Origin of the sequence: Levilinea saccharolytica (assembly GCF_001306035.1) — a bacterium.
GTDB classification, from domain to species: Bacteria; Chloroflexota; Anaerolineae; order Anaerolineales; family Anaerolineaceae; genus Levilinea; species Levilinea saccharolytica.
The window spans coordinates 131,110-155,784 of the sequence record NZ_LGCM01000035.1; the positions used below are offsets into that span (position 1 = coordinate 131,110).

Sequence of the window (24,675 nt, forward strand, 5' to 3'; positions counted from 1 at the left end):
TGTCCCAGGGATACCCATCCGAGAGGCCGCGCGGTTGGCGGCCTCTCTTTGTGATGAAAAACCCAGAGATGCAGCCGTGTTACAATTGGGGTACGTATTGGAAAAGATACCCTTTTGGAGAAAGCGGTAGATCACAAAATGAAATCATCAAAGAACATTACCCTGGTCAACCCTCGCGGAACCGTGGAAGTGCACTTGCCGGATGGGCGGGTGCTGAGCGGCCCGCGCAGCACGCCTGTGGGCGATTTTTTGGAAGAGATTACAGGAACGTTCCGGGCGGAAATTGTGGGCGCGGTGGTGAACGGTGAACTGCGCGAGCTGACCTTTCCTATTGATATGGACGCGAAAGTGACGCCGGTGACCATGTCGGACCCGGACGGCTCACGGATTTACCGGCGCTCGGTGACTTTTTTGCTGGCGGCGGCTTTTGAAGAGCTGTACCCTGAGCTGGATTTGCTGGTGGACCATTCCCTGGCGTCCGGTGGGCTGTACTGCCACCTGGAGGATGACCGGGAGCTCAGCGAAGAGCAGATCAAAAAGCTGGAACAGCGCATGCGGGAACTGGTGAAACAGGATTTGCCTTTCGAGCGTCGTAAAGTGCCCCTGCAAGAGGCTGTGGCGTATTTTCAGGCCAGGAAGCACCTGGACAAGGTAAAGCTGATGAAATACCGCCTGAAGGACAACCTGGTGTTGTACCGGCTGGGCGAATATCAAGATTATCACCACGGCTACATGGTGCCTTCCACCGGCTATCTCAAATGGTTTAAACTCAGCCTATTGGGGGATGGGTTTGCGCTGCGTTTTCCACGCCGGCACGCACCGGACGAACTGCAGCCCCTGCCCGAGTCGACGCGGCTGGTGGAGACCTTCCGGCAGTACGGCAATTGGCTGAAACGCCTGGGTGTGGAGAGCGTGGGGCAGCTGAACGACGCCATCACTGAGAACCGCATTGCTGAATTGATTTTGGTGTCGGAGGCGCTGCACGAACAGAAGATTGCCGAGATTGCGCGCAAGATCGTCAGCCGCCCAGAAGCGGTGCGGATTGTGCTGATCGCTGGGCCGTCTTCTTCGGGCAAGACCACGTTTTCCAAACGGCTGACCGTTCAACTATTGGCACAGGGCATTTCGCCGTTCCCCATTGAACTGGACAACTATTTTGTAGACCGTGAAAATACGCCTAAGGATGCACATGGGCAGTACGATTTTGAGTCGTTGGGCGCGGTGAACACGCGTTTGCTGGCAGAACAGCTTTCGGCTTTGATCGAAGGGCAGGAAGTGCAGCTGCCGTACTATAACTTCAAAGAAGGGCGCAGTGAGCCGGGGAAGGTGGTCAGCCTGACGAAAGACCAGCTGATCATTCTGGAAGGCATCCACGGGTTGAATCCCAACCTGATCCCCACCATTCCGGTGGAAAAGACCTTCCGGCTGTATGTTTCGGCGCTGACCCAATTGAACCTGGACCGGCACAACCGCATTTCCACCACCGATACCCGCCTGCTGCGCCGCACGGTACGCGATGCGCGCGAACGCGGATACAGCGCCTTTCAGACCATTCAGCGCTGGGAATCGGTGCGGCGGGGCGAGAAGAACCACATCTTCCCCTATCAGGATCAGGCGGATGAGATGTTTAACTCGGCGCTGGTGTATGAGGTGGCGGCGCTGAAACCGCTGGCAGAGCCTTTGCTGCGCCAGACGCCGCACGGTACGCCGGAATATGTGGAAGCCAAACGCCTTTTGGCTTTTCTGGAATGGTTCAGCCCGTTGAACACGGATTTGGTTCCGGATAATTCGATTTTGCGCGAATTTATCGGCGGCTCGATCTTGAAAGAATTCACCCTGTGGAAGAACGGGGATAACGACTGAACGGCGTAAACAAAAAATATAACAGGCGCAGCGAGCTGTAAAAGCCGAGCTGCGCCTGTTTTTTGGGGGGCTGGTTTTAGCCCTGCATGACCTTTTTAATGACGCGGCCCAGCCGCCCGATGCCTTCGTTGATCATTTCGGGGTTAGAGAAGGAGAAATTCAGCCGCATGGTGTTTTCTCCGCCGCCGTTGGGGAAGAAGGAGTGACCGGGGACAAAGGCAACTTTTTCTTTGACCGCTTCCTGCAAGACCTCGCTGCTGTTGAGATGTTCTGGAAGGGTGACCCACAGGAACAAACCACCCTGGGGGGTGGTCCAGCGCACGCCTTCGGGCATGTGCTCGGACAGCGAATCGAGCATAACGTCGCGGCGCTCGCGGTACACCTTGCGGATGAGCTTGGCATGTTCATCCAGGAAGCCGCCGTGCCCGACCTCATAGGCCACCATCTGGTTGAAGGTAGAGGTATTGAGATCGGCGCCTTGTTTGGCCTGCACCAGCTTGCGGATGACTTCGGAGGGGGCGATGACCCAGGCCAGGCGGATGCCGGGGGCCAGGATCTTAGAGAAGGTGCTGAGGTAGATGACGTTGCCGGAATAGCAGCCCTGTTCACCGCGGAACTGGCTGTCGATGACTTCGACGGCGGGCAGGGTCTCGCCTTCATAGCGGAGCTGCCCGTAGGGGTCATCTTCGATGATGGGCACGCCGTAGCGGTCGGCCAGCTCTACCAGACGAGTGCGGCGTTCCAGCGACATAGTGATGCCGGTGGGGTTCTGGAAGTTGGGCAGGGCGTAGATGAATTTCGGCCCAAAGCGCAGGGCGTGTTCCAACGACTCGGGCACCATGCCGTTGTCATCGAAAGACACCGAGACGTATTCGGCCCCATAGGCGTTCCAGGCCTGCAAAGCGCCCAGGTAGGTGGGAGATTCGACCAATATGCGGTCGCCGCGGTTGATAAAGACCTTGCCGAGCAGATCCAGGGCTTGCTGCGAGCCGCTGGTGATGAGGATGTTGTCCGCGTTGACGGTGATGCCGTAGCGGCTGGTGTGGCGGGCAATCATCTCGCGCAGGGGTAAGTAACCTTCGGTGGAGCCGTACTGCAGGGCGCCTGCGGAATTGTTGTTTAGGACCTTGATGCAGGCTTCTTTGAATTGTTCTACGGGAAAGACATCAGGAGCGGGCATCCCTCCGCCAAACGAGATGATGCCAGGCTGTTCCGCCAGCTTTAACAGTTCACGAATAGCCGAGCTTTTCATCCGCTGTGTGCGTTGAGCATAACGATGCTCCCAGGGTGTTTGCATGTGTTTCTCTCCTTGTATGGTTTGAAATTGCTGGGAAATCTCCCAGGCTTGCGTAGACCGATGCTCTCACCGTTTGTTCGTCCAAACTCCTTTGGCGAAGGAAATCCAGCGGGCGGTGTGTGGGTTTCAACACCGCCCGCTGGGGACGACCTGCTACAGTTTTGCGAAGCGGCTGACCACCACCGCGGGGGTGGGTAGGGCGACACGGTCGCCCGTGGTAAGGTCGGCAGGAGCTTTGCCCGCAGCCTTGGGCGCTCCCTGGAAAATGCCGATGGGGGTGTTTTCTTCAGCGGACTTGCGCTCGATGAAGGCCTGACCGGTGAGGTAGCCTTCCATGTCCACGGCGCAGCTGGTGACGTAGCCGATGACGCGGCCTTTGCGATCGACCACGGGGTCGCCGTTATGGGCCATGCGCACGCCCTTTTCGGTGAAGCGGAAGCGCACCACCACACCCGTGCGCTGCTTTTCGTGGGCGATGAAGGCTTCGCGGCCGATGAACCAGGGCTTTTGAATCTTGATATAAGAACCGAAGCCGCCTTCGCTGACGCTGAGGTTCTTTTCGCCGCCCATTTCGTGGCCGTAGAGGGGCAGTCCCGCTTCGGTGCGCAGCGAGTCGCGCGCGCCCAGGCCGCAGGGCTTGAGGCCCAAAGGTTCGCCGGCCTTCATCAGAGCGTCCCAGAACGCGGGGGCCTTATCGGGGTGGACGAAGAGCTCAAAAGCCATCTTTTCGCCGGTGTAACCGGTGCGGGAGACGACCAGATCGAACCCGCCGATGACGGCGTCGCACAGCTCGGTGCGCTTGAGCGCCATGACGCGCTTGCGGGTATCGGCATCACAGCCCAGGGAAAGGAGGATCTCGCGGGATTTGGGGCCTTGCAGGGCGATATCCACGCGCATATCGGCGCCTTCTTTGGGGTCGCGCAGATTGCGCAGGATGACGTGCTTGCCATAGGCGCGTGCCCAGGGGCGTTGGTTATCCACTTTGACGGTTCCGTTGAGAACCGCGTTGAACCAGGCCCAGTCCTTGTCGTCATTCGAGGCATTGACCACTACCAGATATTTATCCTGGCTGCGGCGGTAGACGAGGGTATCGTCAATGACGTTGGCATCCGGATCCAGAAAGTGTGTGTAGCAGGATTCGCCAACTTCCAGGAGGCTGATGTCGTTGGCGCACACCGAATCGAGGAAGAGGGCTGCATCGGGGCCTTCACACTGGTACACACCCATGTGGGAGACATCAAACAAACCAGCGGCCTGACGCGTGGCAAGGTGCTCTTCGACCACCGAGGTGTACCACACCGGCATTTCCCAACCAGCGAAGGGTATGATCTTGGCCCCTAGGGCACGGTGGGTTTCAAAGAGAGAGGTGCGGCGCAGGGGCGCTTCTTTCTCTTCCCAGACGAAGGCCGGTTTGGCAGGGCCGGAGCCGCCCTCAATCCCGATGTAATAGGGCTTATCGGCGCAGACGGGGTCGCCAGCCGCTTCGGTGAGGCCCTTGCCGGCTTCCAGCACCACGATGGGGCCGTGGATGCGGCGGCTGGGGTCTGCATCAAAGCGCACGTAACCGTCGGAGAGGGAGCGCAGCCAGGTGGCGGCCAGGTTGGCTTTGGCCTGTGGGGCGCTGAAGCGGAAGCGGTCGGGGGCTACACAGGTGAGCACGCCGTCCACCGCGCCCAGCGGGGTGACCAGGCGGGACTTGTGGCTTTCGCCGGGCTTGAGGCTTTCGACGTCGCTGGTGAAGGCAAAGGTAACAAAGTGGCGCACGCCGCTGCCGTAGATCTCATAGGCGACGGCGCTGTCTTTGCATTCGGGGGTGTCGTCCAGATAATAGAAATGGGGGTATCCGTGGCGGGCCGGTTCAAAATCAATGCCGGCTTTCTCGGCCAGGGCGCGGATGCGGGCTTTGACATCTTCGAGCAGGGCAAAATCCACCTTGGCGCGCACGGCGGGGCCTTTGCGGCTCTCGTAGGTGTAGGGCACGCAGCCGAGCAGCAGATCGGCCATCGCGTCGGCGACCGCGACCATGTCGGCTTCTTTGAGGCCGCGCTGGGTCATCCAGGGGGTGCCAAAGCGGATGCCGGAGGCGTTGAGAGCGGTCTTATCGCCGGGGATGGTGTTGCGGTTGAGGACGATGCCAGCCACGTCCAAAATGCGGGCGGCCTGGTCGCCGGTGAGGGCGGTGCCGTCGGGGCCGACGATGGTTTTGCAGTCAATGTTGGCCAGGTGGGTGTTGCTGCCGTTAAAGGGCACACGCAGACCGCGTTCGCGCAGGCGGTTGACCAGGGCGGCGCAGTTTTTCACCGTCTGATCCTGGGCCTGTTTGAATTCGGGCGACTGGGCAAATTTGAAGGTGGTGGCCAGGCCAGCGATAGCGTGAATGTGGGGCCCGCCCTGTTCGCCGGGGAAGACGGCGCGGTCAAATTTGCGCGCCAGGGCCAGATCGGTGGTGAGGATGCAGGCGCCGCGCGGACCGTAGAGGGTCTTGTGGGTGGTGAAGGTGATCACGTGGGCGAAGCCGACCGGGCTGGGGATGGTTTTGGCGGCGATGAGACCGGCGATGTGGGAGACATCCGCCAGCAGGTAAGCGCCGACGGAATCAGCGATGGCGCGGAAGCGGGCCCAATCAGGCACCCAGGGGTACGAGGAGTACCCGGCGATGATCATTTTGGGTTTGTGCTGCAAGGCCAGGGCAGCGACGGCGTCGTAATCAATCTGTTCGGTGACGGGATCCACATTGTAGTGGACGATGTTGTAGAGTTTACCCGTGCGGTTGACCGATGAACCGTGGGTCAGATGGCCGCCGTGGAGCAAATTCATGCCCATGACGGTATCGCCGACGTTGACCAGGGCGTGGTAGACGGCGTTGTTGGCCGGTGCGCCGGAGAGGGCCTGCACATTGACGTAGATTTGATCGGCAGAGAACTTTTCTGTGGCGAAGGCCTCGGCGCAGCGGCGGCGGGCGAGGGACTCGATGGCGTCGGCGTATTCAACACCTTTATAATAGCGCGGGTCGGCATTGCGGCGGAAATTGGAGAGGCGGGCCGGATAATCCAAAATCTCGCCTTCGGTCATCCAGCGGGTTTCCTCATCTGGGTAGCCTTCGGCATACAGGTTTTGAAAAGCTGACCCCAGCGATTCGCGCACGGCCATGGGGGCGGTGCTTTCACTGGGGATCAGGATCAGCTTACGGTATTGGCGCTCGGATTCCAGCTGGATCAGTTCGTGAACCTCTGGATCTACGTCGGCCAATGAACCACGGAAAAGAAAATCGGTCATTGACATTCTCCTTTGTCGAATCGGAAAATATACTCACACTTATTTTACTGTGTACGGCGAAAAATTGCGAACGATCTCCGGTCTAGGCTTTGGAGAGGTGGGCATTTAGCCAGGAAAGAACGGTGTCGAAGATCTCTTGCTTCTGCGGCTCGTTGTGCAGCTCGTGATAGAGGCCGGGCCATTCCACATAGGTGACCTGGTCTTTCAGGTTCTGCGCCAGGATGCGCGTGGCGGCGGGGCTGACCAGATGGTCTTCACTGCCTTGCATGAGCAGGAGGGGCAGATGGAGGCTGGTTTGGGTCTGCATCCAGGCACCTTTGCTGATCAGCTCGTTGCCCAGGCGGGTGGAGATGACCCCGTGGTTGAGCGGGTCGTGGTTGTAGGCTTCGATGACGGCACGGTCGTGGGAGAGATTCTCACGGTCGAGGCCGTTGGGCATGGTCATGGTGGGCAGCAGGCGGCTGAGGGTGCGGGCGAGGAAAAGCTTGCCGCTGGAGACGGGCTGGCCGGTGGCCAGACCGGGGCTGGTGACCACAGCGCCCTGCAGGGCGGGTTTGCGGCTAAAGAGGTAATAGAGGGTTAGCGCGCCGCCCAGGCTGTGGCCGTACACGAAGACGGGCAGGCCGGGGTATTGTTTGCGCGCTTCCTGCACGAAATGGTCAATATCGGCGGCCATGCGGTCATAGGAGGGGGCGTGCCCGCGCGGGCCGCCGCTTTTGCCGTGCCCGCGGTGGTCAAAGGTGAGGATTGCGTAACCGGCCTGGGTCAGAAATTCGGCCAGGTGGCGGTAACGGCTGCAATGTTCGCCCAGGCCGTGCACCAGGACGATGGCGGCGCGGGGTGCTGTTTCTGGTTCCCAGGTGAGGGTGAAAAAGGGGATGCCGTCATCCGACTGCCATGAACTTTCACGTTCGATCATGATTGGAGGCTCCTTGTAGAGGATACGTGCAGAAGAGGTGAGCTTTTTGGGTCAAGATTCCATTTTTAAGCCATTGATATGCCCCAAAACGCGAAGTTTAAGCAATAATAGTGTATATCGCCTTGGGGCTTTCGGCAAGTTGCCTTCGCATGAACCGCTATGTACATTCTTCCTGATTTTTTGGGAGACATGGAGGAAAAATGCCCAACTGGAACGAATTGTTTAAAGATGAGAAATTCCATTGGCGAGACCCGCACGATGGGCTGGTGGAGCTGACGCGCGAATGGGTGCGGGCTCAGCCGCGTATGCACGTTTTGGATTTGGGCTGCGGTGCGGGGCGCCATATGGTGTATCTGGAATCACAGGGGTTGGATGTAACTGGCTGCGATATCGCCCGAAACGGCCTGGTGGTGGCCCGCGACTGGCTGCTGCGCGAGAAACGCCCTGCACGTTTGATTCAGGTGGAGATGACGGCGCTGCCTTATCCCAAACACACCTTTGACGCGTTGATCAGCACCTATGTGATCCATCACAATTCGATGGATCGGATTCGCCGTACCCTGGCCGAGATGGAACGGGTGTTGAGACCGGGCGGGTGTGTGTTTATCGTTGTGGCTTCGCGGCGGGGTGAGCGCTTTGGCGAGGGGATGCGACTGGAGCCGGGGACGTATGTGCCGGAGCGCGGCGAAGACGCGGGCGTGCCGCACCATTTCTTCGGCTGCGCGGAGTTGGCGGCGGAGATGGAAAAGCACTTCATTGTGCGCCGGATGGTGTTGGAAGAGGAAATGCACCCGGCTGGACGCAGCTCCCATTGGGTGGTGCTGGCACAAAAACCGCTTCCGGGGGACGCTATGCGTTAGGCAGGATTGGTTCGGCAGAGTGCCTAAACCGTTGTACAATACGGTTATCCCGTTAATTCAGCAGGTCAAGGAGAGAAATATGCGTGACGAACGAATTGAAAAATTGGCTGATCTGATGGTCAATTATTCTGTGAAGATGAAGCCGGGAGATAAGGTGGTCATCCGCGGCAGCGCGGACGCGGAGCCTTTGCTGAAAGCGTTGTATGTGAAATCCCTGCAGGCGGGGGCTTTTCCGCTGCTCATGCCCAGCATCCCGGGGGCTGATTTGCTGTTTTACCAGCACGCCTCGGACGAACAGCTGACCTATATTCATCCGGTGATGAAAGAAGTGATTTCCACCTACGATGTGATGTTCAATGTGATCTGCGACCGCAACACCAAAGCCCTGTCGAACGTGGACCCCGCCAAGATGGTAAAGTACAGCCAGGCAGGCAGCGAAATCATGAAGATTTACATGGAGCGGGCGGCCAAAGGTGAGCTGCGCTGGTCGCTGACGCTGTTCCCCACCGAAGCCAACGCCCAAGAGGCGGAGATGAGCCTGGAGGAATACGAGAATTTCGTGTTCAACGCCTGCATGCCGGATATGAACGACCCGGTTGGCTACTGGACTCAGGTGGCGGCCCGCCAGGATAAGATTGTGGAATGGCTGAAGGGCAAGAAGCGCGTGCATGTGAAGGGCAAAGAGACCGACCTGCGCCTGAGCATTGAAGGGCGCACCTTCATCAACTGCTGCTGCAAGGAAAATGTGCCGGATGGAGAAGTCTTCACCGGCCCGGTGGAAGACAGCATGGAAGGGCATGTGTATTTCTCGTATCCGGCCATTTACGGCGGGCGCGAGGTGACGGGGGTGCGGCTGTGGTTTGAAAAGGGTAAGGTGGTTCGCGCCACCGCGGAGAAGAACGAGGCTTTCCTGCTGCAAACCCTGGATACGGATGCAGGTGCGCGCTATGTGGGCGAATTTGCCATCGGCACCAATGACGGAATCCAAAAATTCACCGGTGAAATTTTGTTTGATGAGAAGATCGGCGGCAGCTTCCACATGGCGCTGGGTGCGGGCTATCCCGAAACGGGCAGCGTAAACGAATCGTCCATCCATTGGGATATGATCTGCGACCTGCGCGACGGCGGCGAAATTTGGGTGGATGATGAACTGCTGTATCAAAACGGCAAGTTTGTGATTGATTTCTAAACACCGCAGGGGCATATTTTCCCAGAGGTGAGGTTTGAACGATCGCTGGGCTTCTTGGTACGAGCACGACGGCCGTAGAAGCCCAGCGGTTTATTGAAAAACAGAAAGGATCAAAATGGCGAACATGGCAGATAGTACCGAGAAAAAACCATCAGCAGCGGTTTTAGCGGGCTGCGGCCCCTGGGCGCTGCTGATTTTGGGCGCGGTGTGGGTGGTGACCAACGTCAGCCTGATTTTGGGCGGGACCTGGATTTTGGAACAAGGGGTGCTGGAAGGGTCCATGCCGCAGATGGATTGGCGCTGGGTCCCGGGGGCAGCCCTGGGCTTTGGGCTGTTTGTGCCGCTGGCGATTGCGGCGGGTTTTGTACGGCTGCCCATTTTGCGGGGGGTGTTTCGAACCTGGGCTTTGGCCGCGGGTCTGGTGATGGTGCTTTCGGTGGTGCGTTTGTTCGCGGTGACCAACTGGGTGGGGGCCAGCCTGGTGCAGGCTTTGATCGTATTCCTTTTTGATCTTGGCGTGTTTTTGTGGGGCAGGCGCCGCTTTCGCCGGTTGGAACAGGCGGGGTGGGCCAGGTTGGATTCCGGCTGGGGCTGGGCGGTCATCAGCGCGGCCCTGGTGGGGCTGGTATGGGCAGCCTACGGTGCGCTCGGTTCACCGGTGGATACCCTGTTGGGGATCCTCAACGGCTTGCTGTTGGGGGCGGCGGCTGCATTGAGCCTGCATGTGGGCGCGCTGGAGCCGCAAGGTGAGGTGAACTGGCGCAGCTTGTTGATGGAAGGGCTGTGCGCCTTCTTCACCCTCTTTATCCTGGCAGCCGGCAGCAGTATGGTCAGCTCTGGGACGCTGCTGCTGGCTGTGTTTTGGCCCTGGCTGGGTTGGGCGCTGGTTACGCTGGCCCGGACGGGCGCGGGCGAAGGGCAGGCGCGGCGGTGGTTTTCACCGGCGCTGCTGGCGGGTTTGGCCGCTGCCTGGATGCTGATCTTCATTGACGGCGATGAGTTGGGCCTGGTGTTCACCGGTGCGGAAGGAGATCTGGCAGGTTGGGCGGCTCGTACGGCCGGCATTGCGGCGGCGGCGGCCTTTACGGTGTCTCTGGCCTGGCTGGTGGCTTCGCATTGGGCGGGGGGGCTGCTGCGCCGGGCTGCCGTGGGGGCCGCAGCGGCGGGGTTGGGCGCGGTGATCCTGGCGGGGGTGTATGTGTGGACGGGGCAACCCGGATTTTACGGAGATCGGCTGTTCGTGATCCTGCGTGATCAGGCCGATTTAAGCGCGGAGGCAGCTATCCCTGAATGGCAGGCGCGGCGGGCGGCGGTGTATGCCCGGCTGACGGCGCATGCTGAACAAACCCAGCAGCCGCTGCGGCAGGCGTTGGACGGCTGGGGGGTGCAATACGAACCCTTTTATCTGGTGAACGGGCTGGAGGTGCGGGGTGGGCCGCTGCTGCGGCTGTGGCTGCAAGCACGGCCAGAGGTGGATCGGGTGTTAGACAGCCCGGTGCTGCGGCCCTTGCCAGAAGCGCAGCCTGAGCAATTGGGCGAAACCAGCAGCGCGCCGGCGGAGGTGCCGTGGAATTTGACTCTGATCCACGCGGATGCCGTGTGGGAGCTGGGCTACCGCGGCGCGGGCATTGTGGTGGGACAGTCGGATTCGGGGGTGCAGGTGGACCATCCTGAACTGGCCGACGGCTACCTGGGGCGAGAAAGCGGCGCAGATTACACCTGGTTTGACCCGTGGTACGGGCGGCCAGCCCCCGCGGATATCGGCGGACACGGCACGCACACCCTCGGCACAGTGTTGGGTAATCACGTGGGGGTGGCCCCAGACGCGGAATGGATCGCGTGCTCGAACCTGGCGCGTAATCTGGGCAGCCCAGCGCTGTACCTGCACTGTATGCAGTTCATGCTGGCGCCCTTCCCCCTGGGTGGGGACGCCTTTCACGCAGGGGATCCGGCGCGGGGAGCGGTGGTGTTGAATAACTCCTGGGGCTGCCCAACCGTGGAGGGCTGCGACCCAGAGGCATTATTACCGGCGGTGCGGGCGCTGCGCACAGCGGGGATTTTTGTGGTGGTTTCGGCGGGCAACAACGGTCAACTGGGCTGCGGCAGCGTGAAGGATCCCCCGGCGATCTATGCGGAGGTGTTTTCGGTGGGGGCGCTGAATTCTTCGGGCGATTTATCATCGTTCAGCAGTATTGGGCCGGTAACTGTGGACGGCAGCCAGCGAGTGAAGCCCGACATCGCTGCGCCGGGTGTGGAGGTGTTTTCGGCGACGCCCGGCAGCACCTATGATACCTTTAGCGGAACTTCGATGGCGGGGCCGCATGTGGCGGGTGTGGTGGCTTTGATGTGGTCGGCCAACCCGGCATTGATCGGCGAGATTGACCGCACGGAGCAAATTCTGCGGGATACGGCCCAGCCCTATACAGGCGATTGGCCGGCATGTGTGACCGAGCGCGAAAGCCCCAATAACGCGGTGGGTTACGGCGTGGTGGATGCGCTGGCGGCGGTGAAGGCGGCTTTGGCGGTGAATGCGCCGTGAGGCCGCGGGCTTGAACTGGCGGTAGGAAAGGTGTAACCTTTGGGCAGCAGCGGTGTTTTGATTGTTAGCCTGCTTGGAAAAAAGGTCTGCCGTGAGTGAGATCACCGAAGACACAACGTTAAGTGCGGCAGTACAGGGCGACTCGCAAGCGTTCAGCGAACTGTATGAACGCTATGTGGGGCGGATCTTTAACTATATCTATTACCGGACGGGCAGCGCGGTGGACGCAGAAGATTTAACCGCGCGGGTGTTTTACCGTGCCATGGGGCATATTCAGCGCTTTAAGGATATGGGCGTGCCGTTCTCGGCCTGGCTGTACCGGATTGCCCATAACCTGGTGGCCAACTGGCACCGCGATAACAGCCGCCGCCGCGAGATGCCTTTGGAAGAGCACACCCAACTGCCGGTGCGCGGGGAACACCCCGAACAGCGCCTGGTGCGGACGCAGGAGGTCGAAGGGCTGCTGCGCGTGCTGCGCAAACTTTCGCCAGAACGCCAGCAGTTGATCATCCTCAAGTTTGTGGAGCATTTGCCTAACGCGGAAATTGCGGTGATCATGGGCCGCAGTGAGGGCGCCATCAAGAGCCTGTACCACCGCACGCTGCTTTCACTGCGGGAAGAATTGGAAAAACGAGAAGAATAGGAAAAAGATGATGCTGCGAATTGTGACCGATGGGGCTGCGGATATGCCGGAAAGCTGGGGGGAGGAATTTGAGATTCACACGCTGCCGCTGCGCATTCGCTTCGGCGAAGAGACCTACGTGCAGGGGGTGGATGTGGATCAGAGCAATTTCTACCAGTTGGTGGAAGAAAAACGCATGATCCCCGGCACGTCTTTGCCTTCGCCGGAACAGGTGATGGAGTTTTACCGCTCGGTGGCTCGAAAGGGCGAAGAAATTCTGTCCATCCACGTGAGCAGCAAGATGTCGGGGACGTTTTCGGTGGTGGAGATGGCCGCCAAGGAATTGGCCGGTGAACTGCGGGTGTATCCCTTTGATTCTGCGGCTGGCTCGGCGGTGATGGGCTTGATGTGCCGGGAGGCGAGGATTTTGGCGCGCACGGGGGCATCTATCCAGAAGATTCTAGACCGGCTGGCGCAGATGCGCACGAGGCTGGCGCTGGCTTTTACCATGGACCGACTGGATTTTGCGCGCATGAACGGGCGCGTGAACGCCCTGCAGAGTGTGCTGTCCTCGGCGCTGGGGATCAAACCGATCGTCATTCTAAAAGATGGGCTGCTGCAAATGGGCGATAAGGTGCGCACCCGCCAGCGAGCCTTGCGGCATGTGATTCAAACGGTGAAAGAGCAGGTGGGCCGGCTGCCGGTGACGGTGGCGGTGGTGCACGCCGCTGATCCGCAGGCCGCGCAGGAATTGATCGCCCAGGTGCGGGCACAGTTAAACGTGCGCGAGCTGATCCAGACGGAACTTTCCATTCCGGTGGCGGCTAATTTGGGGCCGGGAACGGTGGGGATTGTGGCATTACCCATGCAGGAAAGGGGATAAAGGATGCGCGCAGGTTTGGACGAAGAGATGATGCGAAATCTGGAAGAACAATTGATGTTTACCCTCAGCCCGGTGGAGCCGCCGCGGCCTTTTGTGGATCATTTGCGGCGCAGACTGACCCAGGCGCCGGAGGTGGTTTTGGAACGGCGTACGGGCGAAGGTTCTGGTGTGTTCTTGTGGGTGCTGCTGGGCTTGGGACTGGGGATTGTGACAGTGTGGATGTGGCGCCGCAGCCGGCGCTAGACGGGATTCACCTCGCTCCTTAACAGCCGCGCAGCCGGGACTAAACCGGCTGATGCGGCTGTTTTAATCGGGTGGGAGAGGGCTACAGGTTGAGTTTGGCGGCCAACTGGGTGGTGCTGGGCTCGGTCAGGGTGCTGCCGTCGGGGAAAACGATGGTGGGCACGCTGCGGTAGCCGTTATTGACCTCCTTGACGAATCGAGCCGCCTCGGCGTTTTGGTCAATATCAATATAGGTGTAGGGGACCTGGCGCTCATCCAAAAAGGCGCGCGCGCGGCGCGTATCTCCGCACCAGTTGGTTCCATACAGGATGATTTGGGGGTCGTTTTGAGAATCAGGCATGAGGGTGAGGTTCTCCGGGGGAACAGGGGGTATTTTCGAGCAGGTGGGCGCATACCAAACGGGCTTCCTGGATCAGATCAATCTCATCGGGCAGGCGGTAATCGGCGTCTACGCGCAGCAGCAGGCGCTGAATGCCCGTCTGGATGCGCGCAGGCAGGTCGGCGCGGCTGGAAAGCAGGTGAAGATTGTCCATGACCGAGGGGGCGGCGGGCAGGCCCAGGCAGCTCAGATAGGAGCGGGCGGCTGCACCCGCGGCGCGGCGGGCGCATACGCGCGCACGCCCCTCATCACCGGCGCTGCGGGCGCTTTGGGCGTGTTGCAGCTCGGCTTCTACCTGGGGGCGGGCATCCGTGGGGTGCATGTGTTGATTTTACCCGAAATTTGTGCTGAGAGCGGCAAAGCTTGCACACCATCTTGCGAAATCACGGCTTGGCTTGTATAATCGAGCGGGTAAATACTTAGGAGAGCTAACCAATTATGACTCAAGCCGAAATTGCGCACCGCATGGTACGTTTGATCCCCATGCTTTTGCATTTCATGGCGGGTGAATTGCGCAGCACAGCTGCGGGGCGTACCCCGGCCCATTTTCGTTTGTTGATGCTGCTGCACGAAGGCCCGCACAATTTGAGCGAACTGGCGGAGCGCCAGTCGGTGAGCCTGGCGACCATGTCCAATTCGGTGGCCACGCTGGTGGAGCGCGGGTGGGTGACGCGCACGCCGGATGAAAATGACCGGCGCATGGTGCGGTTGGAGATCACCCCGGCGGGGGCTGCGGCTCTGCAAGCGGCGCACCAGGCGGTGGAGGGCCGTATGGCGCAGCTTTTGGCAGATTTTTCTGGCGGGGAGCTGGAGCGCCTGGATGAAGGCTTGACCCTGCTTCAGCGTTTGGTGGATCAACTTTGCAAAGAAGGATATCCCGGCCACTGCGCGGAGTGCGCGGCGGCGGATGAAAAGGAAGGCATTGTATGAAAGGAATTCGCCGGGCTTTACAGTATCTTCGGAAATACTCTTTGTCGGCCCTAGGGGCATTTTTGAGCCTGTTGGTGGTCAACGCGGCCAATTTGTACACGCCCCAACTGCTGCGGCAGGTGATTGACGACGGCATCACCTCGATGAACATGGGGCGAATCTGGGCTCTAGCGGGGCTTTTGGTGGCGGTGGCCGCGCTGCGCGGGGTGTTTAACTTCCTGCAGGGCTATCTTTCGGAGGTGACCTCGCAGGGGATTGCCTATGAGCTGCGCAACGCGATTTTTGACCGCTTGCAGCGCTTGAGCTTCAGCTACCATGACCAGTCGCAGACTGGCAAGCTGATGACGCGCATGACATCGGATGTGGAACTGGTGCGTATGTTTGTGGGCAACGGCTTGCTGCAGTTGGTTTCGGCGGTGCTGCTGCTGGTGGGCACGCTGGTTATCTTGTTCTCGATGAACGCACTGCTGACCGGCATTTTCCTGCTGATGATCCCGCCGATTCTGGTGGTGTTTTTCTTGTTTGTGCGCGGAATCATGCCGCTTTCCAAGTCGGTGCAGCAAAAGCTGGGCGAATTGAACGCGGTTTTGCAGGAAAACCTGGCAGGGATCCGCGTGGTGAAGGCGTTTGCCCGCGAGGATTACGAGCAGCAGCGCTTTGGGGTGCGCAACAGCGAGTATTTGGGTGAGAACCTGAAACTGATCCGCCTGTTTTCCAGCAGCTTCCCGCTGATCTTTTTCATCGCCAATCTGGGCGTGGTGGGGGTGGTTTGGGTGGGGGGCGGACAGGTGATTCGCGAAATGATGAGCCTGGGTGAATTGGTGGCCTTTGTGGGCTACCAGGGCTTCTTCTTGATGCCGGTATTCATGTTGGGTTTTATTGGCTCGGCCATGTCGCGCGCCGAAGCCAGCGCCCAACGCCTGTTTGAGGTGATGGACGCGGAATTGGAAGTGAAGAACAAACCTGGGGCGCAGGCGCTGGCCGCCATTCAGGGCAAGGTAAGCTTTGAAGGCGTCAGTTTCCGCTACGCGGGCAGCGAACAGGACGTGATATCGGATATCAGCTTTGAAGCGCAGCCCAATCAAACGGTGGCCATTTTGGGGCGCACAGGGTCGGGAAAATCTACCATCATCAATTTGATCCCGCGCTTTTACGACGTGACCCAGGGACGCGTGTGCATTGATGGGGTGGATGTGCGCGAGGTGACCCTGGAATCCCTACGTTCGCAGATTGGGATTGTCTTGCAGGAGACCACCTTATTCTCGGGAACGCTGCGCGAGAACATCGCCTATGGGCGGCCGGAAGCCAGCCTGGAAGAGGTGGAAGAAGCGGCGCGGGCGGCCCAGGTGGAAGATTTTGTGCGCGAACTGCCGGAAGGCTATGACACGCTGATTGGTGAGCGGGGTGTGGGGCTTTCGGGCGGGCAGAAACAGCGTGTAGCCATTGCAAGAGCGCTGCTGGTGAACCCGCGTATTTTGATTATGGATGACAGCACGTCTTCGGTGGATTCGGAGACGGAATATAAGATTCAGCGGGCGCTGGAACAGCTGCGCCAGGGACGCACCACTTTCGTCATCGCCCAGCGTATCAGCACCGTGCGTAATGCGGATTTGATCCTGCTGTTGGATCAGGGGCAGTTGATTGCCCAGGGAACCCATAAGGAATTGATGGATTGCTGCGAGATTTACGCCGAGTTGTTGGCGACACAATTTGGGGATCAGGCCGAATTGGAAGCGGCGCTGGAGGAGGCGGTACGATGATGCAGGGCGGCCCGATGCGGCAATTAGCGGAAACGAAGGAAGAAAAGGCGAAAAACAGCCGCCAGGTGGTGGGGCGGATGGTGGGGCTTTTGCGGCCCTATTGGGGCTGGATGGCGGCAGCCATGGGGCTGGTTTTGATCTCTGCGGCGGCGCAGGGGGCAGGGCCGGTCTTAATTGGCCGAGCAGTGGATACCCTGATCGTTGAGAAGGATTTGACGGGGCTGGCATGGACGATGGTGGCGCTGGCAGGGGTGTACTTCCTGAACATGGTTGCCTTCCGCTACCAGGTGTATTTTATGGCTCGTGCGGGCATGCAGCTGCTGACGGATTTGCGCCAGCGCGTGTTTGATAAGCTGCAGGGGCTTTCGCTGCAATATCTGGAGAGCAAAGCGGCGGGAGATTTGATGAGCCGGTTGGTGAACGATATTGACGCGCTCAATTCGTTCTTCAGCCAGGCGCTGGCGCAGATGATTGGGGCTTTGTTCTCCCTGGTCGGCATCGGCGTGGCTATGATGCTGCTAAATTGGCAATTAGGCCTGGCGGTTTTGGTGATGGTTCCGGTGCTGCTGTGGACCACGAAAGTCTTCACCCAATGGGCGCGGCGGGCCTTCCGGCGCACGCGCGAGACGCTGGGGGACGTTTCGGCGGATTTGCAGGAAGAGCTGAGCGCGGTGAAGGTGGCTCAGGCGTTTAACCGCACAGACCGAAATGTGCAGCGCTTTGCGGAACGCAACGCGGCCAATCGCGACGCCAACGTGAACGCCACGGCGGTGACCTCCGCTTTTTCTCCGGCGATGGACGTACTCAGCACGCTGGATCTGGCCCTGGTGGTGGCGATGGGTGGGGTACTGGCCATTCGCGGGGTGGTGACGCCGGGAACGGTGGTGGCTTTCATTCAATATGTGCAGAACTTCTTTCGGCCCATTCAAACCGTAGCACAGATGTGGACCACGGCGCAGTCAGCCCTGGCGGCGGCGGAACGTGTCTTTGATTTGCTGGATCTGCCGGTTACGGTGGAAGATGCGCCCGATGCAGTGGAACTTACGGATGTGCGCGGCGAGGTGGTGTTTGAGCACGTCTCCTTTGGCTATGACCGGGAGGAGATGGTTTTGCAGGATGTGTCTTTCCGTGTGGCGCCGGGGCAGACCTTTGCCATTGTGGGTCCGACGGGGGCGGGAAAAACCACCCTGGTGAGCCTGTTGGCGCGCTTTTATGACCCGGATGAGGGGCGGGTGCTGGTGGACGGTTTGGATGTGCGCCGGGCGGCTCAGCGCAGCCTGCGGCGCAAGATGGGGATTGTGACCCAGGAGCCGTTCTTGTTCTCTGGAACGGTGATGGATAATTTGCGTTACGGGCGCCTGGAGGCCAGCGATGAGGAAGTGATGGCGGCGGCCAAGGTGGCCAACGCAGATGAGTTCATCCGCAAGCTGCCCAACGGTTATCAGACCGAGGTGGGCGAACGCGGCAAGCTGCTGAGTCAGGGGCAGCGCCAATTGATATCCATCGCCCGGGCGGTGCTGGCCGACCCGCGCATTTTAATCCTGGATGAGGCCACCGCCAGCATTGACACACGCACCGAGGTGATGATTCAACAGGCGCTGAACCGGCTGCTGCAAGGCCGCACCAGTTTTGTGATCGCCCACCGTCTGTCCACCATCCGCAACGCGGACCAACTTCTGGTGATTCAAGATGGGGCATTGGTGGAGCAGGGCACGCATGAGGCGCTGCTGCGGGAGAACGGCCTGTACGCAGAGCTGTACCGGCGGCAATTTGGGTCGGTGGGCGAGCCGGCGGCGCTGCAGACGGTGACGGGTGACTGAGCTGCACACAAAAGGTGAAGCATGGATGCATTAAAGCCGGGGAAGGTGGCGTTGTTGGGGTCGGGCGAGACCACGCACAGCGGCGGGCAGATCTTTGAGGCTCTGGCGCAGGGTCATCCGCGGCCTGTGCGGGTGAGTGTGTTGGAGACCCCGGCGGGGTATGAATTGAACTCTGACCGGGTGGCGGGGCGGGTGGCGGATTTTATCCGTCAGCGGCTGCAAAATTACCAGCCGGAGGTGACGGTGGTGCCTGCGCGCAAACGGGGAACCCCGCAAAGCCCCGAAAACCCCAGCGTGAATGAGGTGCTGCTGCACAGCCATCTGATTTACATGGGAGCCGGTTCTCCCAGCTATGCCGTGCGTCAGCTGCGGGGCAGTCTGGCCTGGGATTGGGTGCAGGCGCGCCACCGTCTGGGGGCAGATGTGGTGCTTACCAGCGCGGCCACCCTGGCGGTCAGCGCGTTTAGCCTGCCGGTGTATGAAATTTACAAGGTGGGCGAAGATCCGCATTGGAAGCGCGGGCTGGATTTCTTTCAGCCTTTTGGCCTGAACCTGGTGGTGGTGCCGCATTGGAACAACCGCGACGGCGGGGATGAGCTGGACACTTCGCACTGCTTTATGGGGGCGGAGCGGTTTGCAGCCCTGAAAACCCGACTGCCAACAGACTGCACCATTTTGGGGGTGGATGAGCGTACGGCGGTCATTTTGGATCTGAGCGCGGGGACGGCCCAGGTGATGGGCGCGGGCGGGGTGACTTTGGCTCGGGGCGGAGCCGAACAGCGCTTTGAAAACGGCAGCCGTTGGCCGTTAACGCTCCTGGGGTCGTTTCAACCGTTGAGGGATGGGGAGACCGGGCTGCGTGCGGGAAGCTGGGAGCGGGCGCTGCGTGCGCTGGAAGAAGATCGCACGGCGGCGGGGCAGGTGCGGCAAGCGCCAGAGGAGGTGCTGCGCCTGGCCGCAGAGCGCCAACAGGCCCGCGAGCGGCGCGATTGGGCTGAGGCTGACCGGCTGCGCGGCGAGATTCAAGGCATGGGCTGGCAGGTGATGGACACGCCAGAAGGACCGCGTCTGGAGGCGTTGTAAAAAACAGAGCGCCCATGCTTGCGGGCGCTCTGGCTCAGGACGAGAGGATGGAGATTAGCCGGTGTAGGTGCTGCGCACCCATTGGCCGATTTGCCAGTACTGGAAATCTTCCCCGTTGTTGCATTTGACCGCGCCGACGATGCCGTAGATGATGGCGACCAGCGGCAGCAGGCTGATGACGATGGCAATGGGGATCAGGCAGATGCCTACCAGCACAGCCGAAAGCACGCCGGTGATGGTCCACGTGATGCCGGTGAGGATGCCGCCGCCGATCCACAGCACGCCTTGCATGATGAGGGATTGCAGGGATTGGTAGGCCACGTAGCGGGAGCGGTCTTTGTAGACCAGGTAGATGATCAGGGCGGCTACCGGCCCCAAAAAGCCGGTGAACAGGTTGGCCAACACAGACAGGTGGGAGAGCATGGCCCAGGTGCGCTCTTCCGAGGGGGAAAGGGGCGCAGGGGCAGGGTTTGGGCTGACAGTCATTTCAAAAGCTCCTTGATGGTTCCAAAAAAAGTGAGCAGTCCTAGCAAGCAGGGCAGGTGCGGTTGGGGCTTCACCCCCCAAGCCCATTGTACACCAATCTCCCCAGGCGTCAATTCTACCCGATTTGTGTTAAAATGGATCCGATGTCAGAACACACGTTACGAGTCGTTTTTATGGGGTCGCCCGACTTTGCCCTTCCATCCCTGGAGCGGTTGGCGGCCCATTATCCTGTGGTGGGGGTGGTGACACAGCCAGACCGGCCCGCCGGCCGCGGGCGCACGCTGACCCCGCCGCCGATTAAGCTGCTGGCGGACGAATTGGGGCTGCCGACCATTCAACCGGAAAAGCTGCGCATGCCCGAAGCCCAGGAACAACTGAGCGCCTGGGCGCCGGATTTGATCGTGGTGACGGCTTATGGGCAGATTTTGCGCCAAAATGTGCTGGATTTGCCGCGTTTCGGCGTGATCAACGTACATGCCTCGCTGCTGCCGCGCTGGCGCGGGGCGGCGCCCATTCAGGCGGCCTTGCTGCACGGCGACCGCGAAACGGGTGTAACCATCATGAAGCTGGACGCGGGGATAGACACCGGCCCCACCCTGGCGCGGCGGGTCACGGCTATTTCGGAAGACGACAACGCCGCCACCCTGAGCACGCGCCTGGCGCAGATGGGGGCGGATTTGCTGGTGGAGTGCCTGCCGGAATATCTGGAGGGCCGCCTGAAGGCTGTGCCGCAGCCCGAAGAAGGGGCCACTTACGCGGGCATGATCAAAAAAGAGGAAGGCCAACTGGATTTCAGCCAAAGCGCCGAAGCGTTGGTGCGGCGGGTGCGCGCTTTTACCCCCTGGCCGGGGGCGTTTACCTTTGTGGAAGGGGGACTGCTGAAGGTACTGCGGGCGCATGCTGCCGCGGGAAAGGGGGAGCCCGGCCAACGGGTGAGCGCGGGCGGAAAACCCGCTTTTGGCACGGCGCAGGGGCTGTTGGTGTTGGATGAGGTGCAGCCCGCGGGCAAGAAACCCATGTTGGGGGATGTTTTCTTACGCGGTACCCGGCATTGGGAAAACTGAGAAGCGGAACCGATGAACATGCAATCTTCAGCGAACCTACGTTTTTTGTGTTTGGGCACGGGAGCCATTGGAACCTATATCGGCGGAAGCCTGGCAGCGGCGGGGCAACCCGTCGTTTTTGTGGATCGGCCAGAGATGGCCGCGCTGCTGAAAGAAAATGGGCTGCATATCCGCCGCAAGGATGACAGCCTGACGGTGACAGACCCGGATGTGGTCAGCTCAATGGAAGAAGCCCTGACGCACGGGCCTTTCGATGTGGGTATTCTGGCGGTGAAGTCTTACGACACCGCCGGGCTGTTGGAGATGCTGGCGCCTTACAGCCTGGCGCTGCCGCCGATATTGTGCCTGCAAAACGGGGTGGATAACGAACCGGCTTTGCAGCAGGTTTTGGGGGCCGAGCGCGTGATCCGCGGCACGGTGACCACGGCGGTGGGGCGGCTGGAGGCCGGTTCGGTGGTGGTGGAAAAGCTGCGCGGTATGGGGGTGGCCAACGAACACCTGCTGGCGTCCAATTTGGTGGCGGTGCTCAACACAGCCGGACTGCGCGCCCAGGCGTTTTCCTCCGGCGCGGCGATGAAATGGTCGAAGATGTTCACCAATTTGGTGACCAACGCCTCCTCGGCCATTTTGGGCATGCCCCCGGCGGAGATTCTGGCGGATGCGGCGCTGTACCGGCTGGAGCTGGCCCAACTGCGCGAGGCGCTGAGCGTGATGCGCGCTTTGGGGCACGCTGTGGTGGATTTGCCGGGCACACCGGTGCGCGCCCTGGCGTTCATCGTGCGCCGCTTTCCGGCGGCTTTCAGCCAGCCGCTGCTGCGCCAGGCTCTGGGCCGCGGTCGGGGGGGTAAAATGCCTTCCTTTTACCTGGATCTGGAAAGCGGGCGCGGCAAAAGCGAAGTCGGCTTCTTAAACGGAGCGGTGGTGCGCTATGGAGCCGAGGTGGGGGTGAAAGCGCCGGTGAACCAGGCTTTGACGGAGATTTTAACGGATTTGACGGAAGGCCGTTTGGCGCGAGAAGATTTTCTGCGCCGCCCGGCGGCATTGATTAATCGTATCTATGGAAGGTAAAGGGTTTATGTCGGTTCCTGATTGGGTTTTTGATGCTGTTTTTTACCAGATTTTTCCTGACCGCTTCGCTAACGGAGATCTCCACAACGACCCGCCCAACCTTCAGGCGTGGAATTCACAGCCTGAGCTGCACAGCTTCTACGGGGGCGATTTGCAGGGGATCATTGAAAAGTTGGATCATCTGACGGAACTGGGAGTCAACGCCCTGTATTTGAACCCCATTTTCCTGGCACCTTCGCCGCACCGGTACAATACCACCGATTACTTCACCATTGACGACAAATTGGGGACGATGGCGGATTTTCGAGCGCTGCTGGAGGCGGCCCATGCGCGCGGCATCCGCGTGATTCTGGATGGGGTGTTTAACCACACTGGGCGCGGATTCTTCGCCTTTGCGGATATCCTGGAAAATCAGGAGCACAGCCCGTATCAGGATTGGTACCACATTCACCATTTTCCGGTGGATGCCTACAACCCCGGCGAGCTGAAGGATTACGTGGGGTGGTGGGGAATTAAAAGCCTGCCTAAGCTGAACACCGACACGCCAGCGGTGCGGGCATATCTGCTGCGGGTGGCGCGGTACTGGATGGAGCAGGGGGCAGACGGATGGCGTTTGGATGTGCCCAATGAGATTGACGACGACGCTTTCTGGGCGGAGTTCCGCCAGGTGGTGCGCGAGACCAACGCTCAGGCGTATCTGCTGGGCGAAATTTGGGAGGCCTCACCGCGCTGGGTGAGCGAGGGACATTTTGACGGCCTGATGAATTACCCGCTGCGCGAGGGTGTGATTGCGCTGCTGAACGGTGAAATTCAGGTGTCGCAGTTCCGCACGCGCATGGAAGACTTGCTGGCGCAGTATTCACTGGAGCAGGCCTTGGCCATGTATAACCCCCTGGGCACGCACGACACGGCGCGAATTTACACCGTGCTGAACGGGCAGATTGCGCTGCTGCGGCTGGCCTATTTGATCCAGTTTGCGTTTCCGGGAGCCCCCGCCATTTATTACGGGGATGAGATTGGCCTGGCGGGCGGCAAAGACCCCGACTGCCGCCGTACCTTTCCCTGGGATCCGCAGCGCTGGAAAATGGAAATTTTCGAATGGGTGCAGCAATTGACCGCGGCGCGCAAAGAAATGACGGCGCTGCGCCGGGGTGAATTTGCCAGCCTGTTTGTGGATGACGCCGGTGGGGTGTATGCCTTCAGCCGCCAGAGCCAGGATGACCTGGCGGTGGCGGTGATCCACGCCCGCGCCGAGGTGCAGGAAATTCTCCTGCCGCTCAAGGGGGCCTGGAAGCCGGGCCAAAAGGTGCGGGATTGGATGAGCGGGACTGAGATGCAGGTGGAGGCAGACGGGCTGCGGCTGAGTTTGCAGCCGTACCAGGGCATGCTGCTGCACGCTGCGGATTAGGGGTTACCCTCCCAACCGATCTCTTCCGCGGCCACGAATAAATCCGTTGTGGATATAATCCCAACCAGCTGGTTGTTTTCGTCCACCACTGGCATGTGATTGATATGCGCGGCCTGCATGCGGCGCGAACATTCGGTGAGGCTCCAATCGGCCTGGGCGGTGAGCACCGGCGCGGTCATGATCTCACGCACGGCCACTTCGGCGGGCTGGCGCTCGGCGGCCAGGATTTTATTACGGATGTCGGTGCTGGTGAGGATGCCGTAGCGGGATTCGCTGTCGTTGAGGACCACCACCAGGCTGTGAATACGGCGGCGGCGCATGAGGGTCAGGGCGTAGTTGACGCAGCTGTCTGGATCAATCACGATCACCGGGCTGCTCATCCAATCTTTGACTTGATGGGCCATTTCAACCTCCTAAACAAAATGCGGACGCAGGAATTCGCGGTACAGGTCATCGCAGCGCGCGGCGAGGATGAAATCGTTGCGGTGCAGACCGCCCAGGGTATGAGTCCACCAGCGCACGGTGACTTGCGCCCATTCCAGCACCAACACGGGGTGATGGTGGTTTTCTTCGGCCAGATGGGCCACCTGGTGGACGAATTTCAGCCCCTGTAGATAGGTTTTGAAGGGAAAGCGGCGTTGAAGCTGGGGGATGCCTTCGATTTCGATGTGATCCCAACGGGGGAGTTGGGGGAGCAGGGCGGCGACCTCGGCGGGGGTGAGGCCCACGGCTCCGCGGCGGCAAGGGGTGCAGGTTTCCTGACTGAGGGGATTCATACTTTAATTATATCGAAATTGTCAAATTTAGCCGAGAAATAGTTAACCTAAGTTGCTACCTTGATAGGTAGTGAAATAAAAGGTCCATGCGAACTGAGGTAAAGTAAAGGTGCTCAAGCCAAAACGATACCGGAGAAGCGCATGGACACCCAAATTGTACTCGTGTTTTGTCTTTGTGATGACCTGTTGAAGGGACTGCATCATATCGAG

The 24,675-nt window shown here is 60.1% G+C and carries 22 protein-coding genes; 14 read left to right on the forward strand and 8 right to left on the reverse strand.

Annotation, left to right across the window (positions count from 1 at the left end; all coding sequences use genetic code 11):
- The first annotated feature begins 138 nt into the window (after nt 1-138).
- Entirely contained in the window at nt 139-1,863 is a 1,725-nt protein-coding gene (locus tag ADN01_RS09825; RefSeq protein WP_062418085.1) for a nucleoside kinase, read from the forward strand.
- Nucleotides 1,864-1,939: 76 nt separating this feature from the next.
- Here the strand turns inward: ADN01_RS09825 and ADN01_RS09830 are convergent, their stop codons facing one another.
- The 3 genes from ADN01_RS09830 to ADN01_RS09840 form a co-directional block, all read right to left on the reverse strand.
- Entirely contained in the window at nt 1,940-3,160 is a 1,221-nt protein-coding gene (locus ADN01_RS09830; RefSeq protein ID WP_062418079.1) for an aminotransferase-like domain-containing protein, read from the reverse strand.
- A gap of 153 nt (nt 3,161-3,313) precedes the next feature.
- Nucleotides 3,314-6,436 carry a glycine cleavage system aminomethyltransferase GcvT gene (gcvT, locus tag ADN01_RS09835; protein ID WP_062418080.1) on the reverse strand — a complete coding sequence of 1,041 codons (3,123 nt, stop codon included), beginning with the start codon at nt 6,434-6,436 and terminating at the stop codon, nt 3,314-3,316.
- Nucleotides 6,437-6,518: 82 nt separating this feature from the next.
- The gene (locus ADN01_RS09840; protein WP_062418081.1) at nt 6,519-7,355 is read right to left on the reverse strand and encodes an alpha/beta hydrolase; all 837 of its coding nucleotides are present in this window, start codon (nt 7,353-7,355) and stop codon (nt 6,519-6,521) included.
- 200 nt (nt 7,356-7,555) lie between these two features.
- On the opposite strand from ADN01_RS09840, the gene ADN01_RS09845 reads away from it, so the two are divergent.
- The 6 genes from ADN01_RS09845 to ADN01_RS09870 all read left to right on the forward strand — a co-directional run bounded on the left by ADN01_RS09845 (nt 7,556) and on the right by ADN01_RS09870 (nt 13,691).
- Entirely contained in the window at nt 7,556-8,215 is a 660-nt protein-coding gene (locus tag ADN01_RS09845; RefSeq protein WP_062418082.1) for a class I SAM-dependent methyltransferase, read from the forward strand.
- 79 nt (nt 8,216-8,294) lie between these two features.
- Complete coding sequence (locus ADN01_RS09850; RefSeq protein ID WP_062418083.1) at nt 8,295-9,404, forward strand: aminopeptidase; 1,110 nt, start codon at nt 8,295-8,297, stop codon at nt 9,402-9,404.
- 124 nt (nt 9,405-9,528) lie between these two features.
- Nucleotides 9,529-11,943, forward strand: coding sequence for a S8 family serine peptidase (locus ADN01_RS09855; RefSeq protein WP_075071104.1), 2,415 nt, complete (start codon nt 9,529-9,531; stop codon nt 11,941-11,943).
- 91 nt (nt 11,944-12,034) lie between these two features.
- Complete coding sequence (locus ADN01_RS09860) at nt 12,035-12,586, forward strand: RNA polymerase sigma factor (RefSeq protein WP_062418086.1); 552 nt, start codon at nt 12,035-12,037, stop codon at nt 12,584-12,586.
- A 7-nt stretch (nt 12,587-12,593) separates the two neighbouring features.
- Nucleotides 12,594-13,448 carry a DegV family protein gene (locus ADN01_RS09865; protein ID WP_082142749.1) on the forward strand — a complete coding sequence of 285 codons (855 nt, stop codon included), beginning with the start codon at nt 12,594-12,596 and terminating at the stop codon, nt 13,446-13,448.
- Between the two features lie 3 nt (nt 13,449-13,451).
- On the forward strand, nt 13,452-13,691 hold the full coding sequence (locus tag ADN01_RS09870; protein ID WP_062418088.1) for a hypothetical protein: 240 nt from the start codon (nt 13,452-13,454) through the stop codon (nt 13,689-13,691).
- A gap of 82 nt (nt 13,692-13,773) precedes the next feature.
- On the opposite strand, the gene ADN01_RS09875 is transcribed toward ADN01_RS09870, so the two are convergent.
- Nucleotides 13,774-14,031: a glutaredoxin family protein gene (locus tag ADN01_RS09875; RefSeq protein WP_062418089.1), complete on the reverse strand. Its 258-nt coding sequence runs from the start codon at nt 14,029-14,031 to the stop codon at nt 13,774-13,776.
- A complete protein-coding gene (locus tag ADN01_RS09880) occupies nt 14,024-14,392 on the reverse strand; it encodes a hypothetical protein (RefSeq protein ID WP_062418090.1) in 369 nt (122 codons plus the stop codon). The genes ADN01_RS09875 and ADN01_RS09880 overlap by 8 nt, the downstream gene beginning before the upstream one ends.
- 116 nt (nt 14,393-14,508) lie before the next feature.
- Between ADN01_RS09880 and ADN01_RS09885 the strand changes: the two genes are divergently transcribed.
- From ADN01_RS09885 to ADN01_RS09900, 4 genes are read left to right on the forward strand one after another with little or no spacing between them, the layout of a single operon-like run.
- The gene (locus tag ADN01_RS09885; protein WP_062418091.1) at nt 14,509-15,000 is read left to right on the forward strand and encodes a MarR family winged helix-turn-helix transcriptional regulator; all 492 of its coding nucleotides are present in this window, start codon (nt 14,509-14,511) and stop codon (nt 14,998-15,000) included.
- Entirely contained in the window at nt 14,997-16,760 is a 1,764-nt protein-coding gene (locus ADN01_RS09890; protein ID WP_062418092.1) for an ABC transporter ATP-binding protein, read from the forward strand. Before ADN01_RS09885 ends, ADN01_RS09890 begins: the two co-directional genes overlap by 4 nt.
- The gene (locus ADN01_RS09895; protein ID WP_113918856.1) at nt 16,757-18,580 is read left to right on the forward strand and encodes an ABC transporter ATP-binding protein; all 1,824 of its coding nucleotides are present in this window, start codon (nt 16,757-16,759) and stop codon (nt 18,578-18,580) included. The genes ADN01_RS09890 and ADN01_RS09895 overlap by 4 nt, the downstream gene beginning before the upstream one ends.
- 21 nt (nt 18,581-18,601) lie before the next feature.
- Nucleotides 18,602-19,663: a CysS/YqeB C-terminal domain-containing protein gene (locus ADN01_RS09900; protein WP_062418093.1), complete on the forward strand. Its 1,062-nt coding sequence runs from the start codon at nt 18,602-18,604 to the stop codon at nt 19,661-19,663.
- A 54-nt stretch (nt 19,664-19,717) separates the two neighbouring features.
- Here ADN01_RS09900 and ADN01_RS09905 read toward each other — a convergent pair whose 3' ends face one another.
- On the reverse strand, nt 19,718-20,149 hold the full coding sequence (locus tag ADN01_RS09905; RefSeq protein ID WP_062418094.1) for a DUF4870 domain-containing protein: 432 nt from the start codon (nt 20,147-20,149) through the stop codon (nt 19,718-19,720).
- A 143-nt stretch (nt 20,150-20,292) separates the two neighbouring features.
- On the opposite strand from ADN01_RS09905, the gene fmt reads away from it, so the two are divergent.
- From fmt to ADN01_RS09920, 3 genes are read left to right on the forward strand one after another with little or no spacing between them, the layout of a single operon-like run.
- Nucleotides 20,293-21,213: a methionyl-tRNA formyltransferase gene (gene fmt / locus ADN01_RS09910; protein ID WP_062418095.1), complete on the forward strand. Its 921-nt coding sequence runs from the start codon at nt 20,293-20,295 to the stop codon at nt 21,211-21,213.
- Between the two features lie 12 nt (nt 21,214-21,225).
- Nucleotides 21,226-22,281 carry a ketopantoate reductase family protein gene (locus ADN01_RS09915; protein ID WP_062418096.1) on the forward strand — a complete coding sequence of 352 codons (1,056 nt, stop codon included), beginning with the start codon at nt 21,226-21,228 and terminating at the stop codon, nt 22,279-22,281.
- Nucleotides 22,282-22,288: 7 nt separating this feature from the next.
- The gene (locus ADN01_RS09920) at nt 22,289-23,689 is read left to right on the forward strand and encodes a glycoside hydrolase family 13 protein (RefSeq protein WP_062418097.1); all 1,401 of its coding nucleotides are present in this window, start codon (nt 22,289-22,291) and stop codon (nt 23,687-23,689) included.
- On the opposite strand, the gene ADN01_RS09925 is transcribed toward ADN01_RS09920, so the two are convergent.
- Together ADN01_RS09925 and ADN01_RS09930 are read right to left on the reverse strand one after the other, a co-directional pair.
- The gene (locus ADN01_RS09925; protein WP_062418098.1) at nt 23,686-24,093 is read right to left on the reverse strand and encodes a CBS domain-containing protein; all 408 of its coding nucleotides are present in this window, start codon (nt 24,091-24,093) and stop codon (nt 23,686-23,688) included. The two genes, ADN01_RS09920 and ADN01_RS09925, sit on opposite strands and share 4 nt — an antisense overlap.
- 9 nt (nt 24,094-24,102) lie before the next feature.
- Nucleotides 24,103-24,465, reverse strand: a complete 363-nt coding sequence (locus ADN01_RS09930; protein WP_062418099.1) for a 4a-hydroxytetrahydrobiopterin dehydratase — start codon at nt 24,463-24,465, stop codon at nt 24,103-24,105.
- Nucleotides 24,466-24,675: the final 210 nt, after the last annotated feature.

What these genes read in the sequence shown, in the direction of transcription:
- ADN01_RS09825 (WP_062418085.1), top strand. Translation starts at nt 139, where the DNA reads ATGAAATCATCAAAGAACATTACCCTGGTCAACCCTCGCGGAACCGTG.
- ADN01_RS09830 (WP_062418079.1), bottom strand. Translation starts at nt 3,160, where the DNA reads ATGCAAACACCCTGGGAGCATCGTTATGCTCAACGCACACAGCGGATG.
- gcvT (WP_062418080.1), bottom strand. Translation starts at nt 6,436, where the DNA reads ATGACCGATTTTCTTTTCCGTGGTTCATTGGCCGACGTAGATCCAGAG.
- ADN01_RS09840 (WP_062418081.1), bottom strand. Translation starts at nt 7,355, where the DNA reads ATGATCGAACGTGAAAGTTCATGGCAGTCGGATGACGGCATCCCCTTT.
- ADN01_RS09845 (WP_062418082.1), top strand. Translation starts at nt 7,556, where the DNA reads ATGCCCAACTGGAACGAATTGTTTAAAGATGAGAAATTCCATTGGCGA.
- ADN01_RS09850 (WP_062418083.1), top strand. Translation starts at nt 8,295, where the DNA reads ATGCGTGACGAACGAATTGAAAAATTGGCTGATCTGATGGTCAATTAT.
- ADN01_RS09855 (WP_075071104.1), top strand. Translation starts at nt 9,529, where the DNA reads ATGGCAGATAGTACCGAGAAAAAACCATCAGCAGCGGTTTTAGCGGGC.
- ADN01_RS09865 (WP_082142749.1), top strand. Translation starts at nt 12,594, where the DNA reads ATGATGCTGCGAATTGTGACCGATGGGGCTGCGGATATGCCGGAAAGC.
- ADN01_RS09870 (WP_062418088.1), top strand. Translation starts at nt 13,452, where the DNA reads ATGCGCGCAGGTTTGGACGAAGAGATGATGCGAAATCTGGAAGAACAA.
- ADN01_RS09875 (WP_062418089.1), bottom strand. Translation starts at nt 14,031, where the DNA reads ATGCCTGATTCTCAAAACGACCCCCAAATCATCCTGTATGGAACCAAC.
- ADN01_RS09880 (WP_062418090.1), bottom strand. Translation starts at nt 14,392, where the DNA reads ATGCACCCCACGGATGCCCGCCCCCAGGTAGAAGCCGAGCTGCAACAC.
- ADN01_RS09885 (WP_062418091.1), top strand. Translation starts at nt 14,509, where the DNA reads ATGACTCAAGCCGAAATTGCGCACCGCATGGTACGTTTGATCCCCATG.
- ADN01_RS09890 (WP_062418092.1), top strand. Translation starts at nt 14,997, where the DNA reads ATGAAAGGAATTCGCCGGGCTTTACAGTATCTTCGGAAATACTCTTTG.
- ADN01_RS09895 (WP_113918856.1), top strand. Translation starts at nt 16,757, where the DNA reads ATGATGCAGGGCGGCCCGATGCGGCAATTAGCGGAAACGAAGGAAGAA.
- ADN01_RS09900 (WP_062418093.1), top strand. Translation starts at nt 18,602, where the DNA reads ATGGATGCATTAAAGCCGGGGAAGGTGGCGTTGTTGGGGTCGGGCGAG.
- ADN01_RS09905 (WP_062418094.1), bottom strand. Translation starts at nt 20,149, where the DNA reads ATGACTGTCAGCCCAAACCCTGCCCCTGCGCCCCTTTCCCCCTCGGAA.
- fmt (WP_062418095.1), top strand. Translation starts at nt 20,293, where the DNA reads ATGTCAGAACACACGTTACGAGTCGTTTTTATGGGGTCGCCCGACTTT.
- ADN01_RS09915 (WP_062418096.1), top strand. Translation starts at nt 21,226, where the DNA reads ATGAACATGCAATCTTCAGCGAACCTACGTTTTTTGTGTTTGGGCACG.
- ADN01_RS09920 (WP_062418097.1), top strand. Translation starts at nt 22,289, where the DNA reads ATGTCGGTTCCTGATTGGGTTTTTGATGCTGTTTTTTACCAGATTTTT.
- ADN01_RS09925 (WP_062418098.1), bottom strand. Translation starts at nt 24,093, where the DNA reads ATGGCCCATCAAGTCAAAGATTGGATGAGCAGCCCGGTGATCGTGATT.
- ADN01_RS09930 (WP_062418099.1), bottom strand. Translation starts at nt 24,465, where the DNA reads ATGAATCCCCTCAGTCAGGAAACCTGCACCCCTTGCCGCCGCGGAGCC.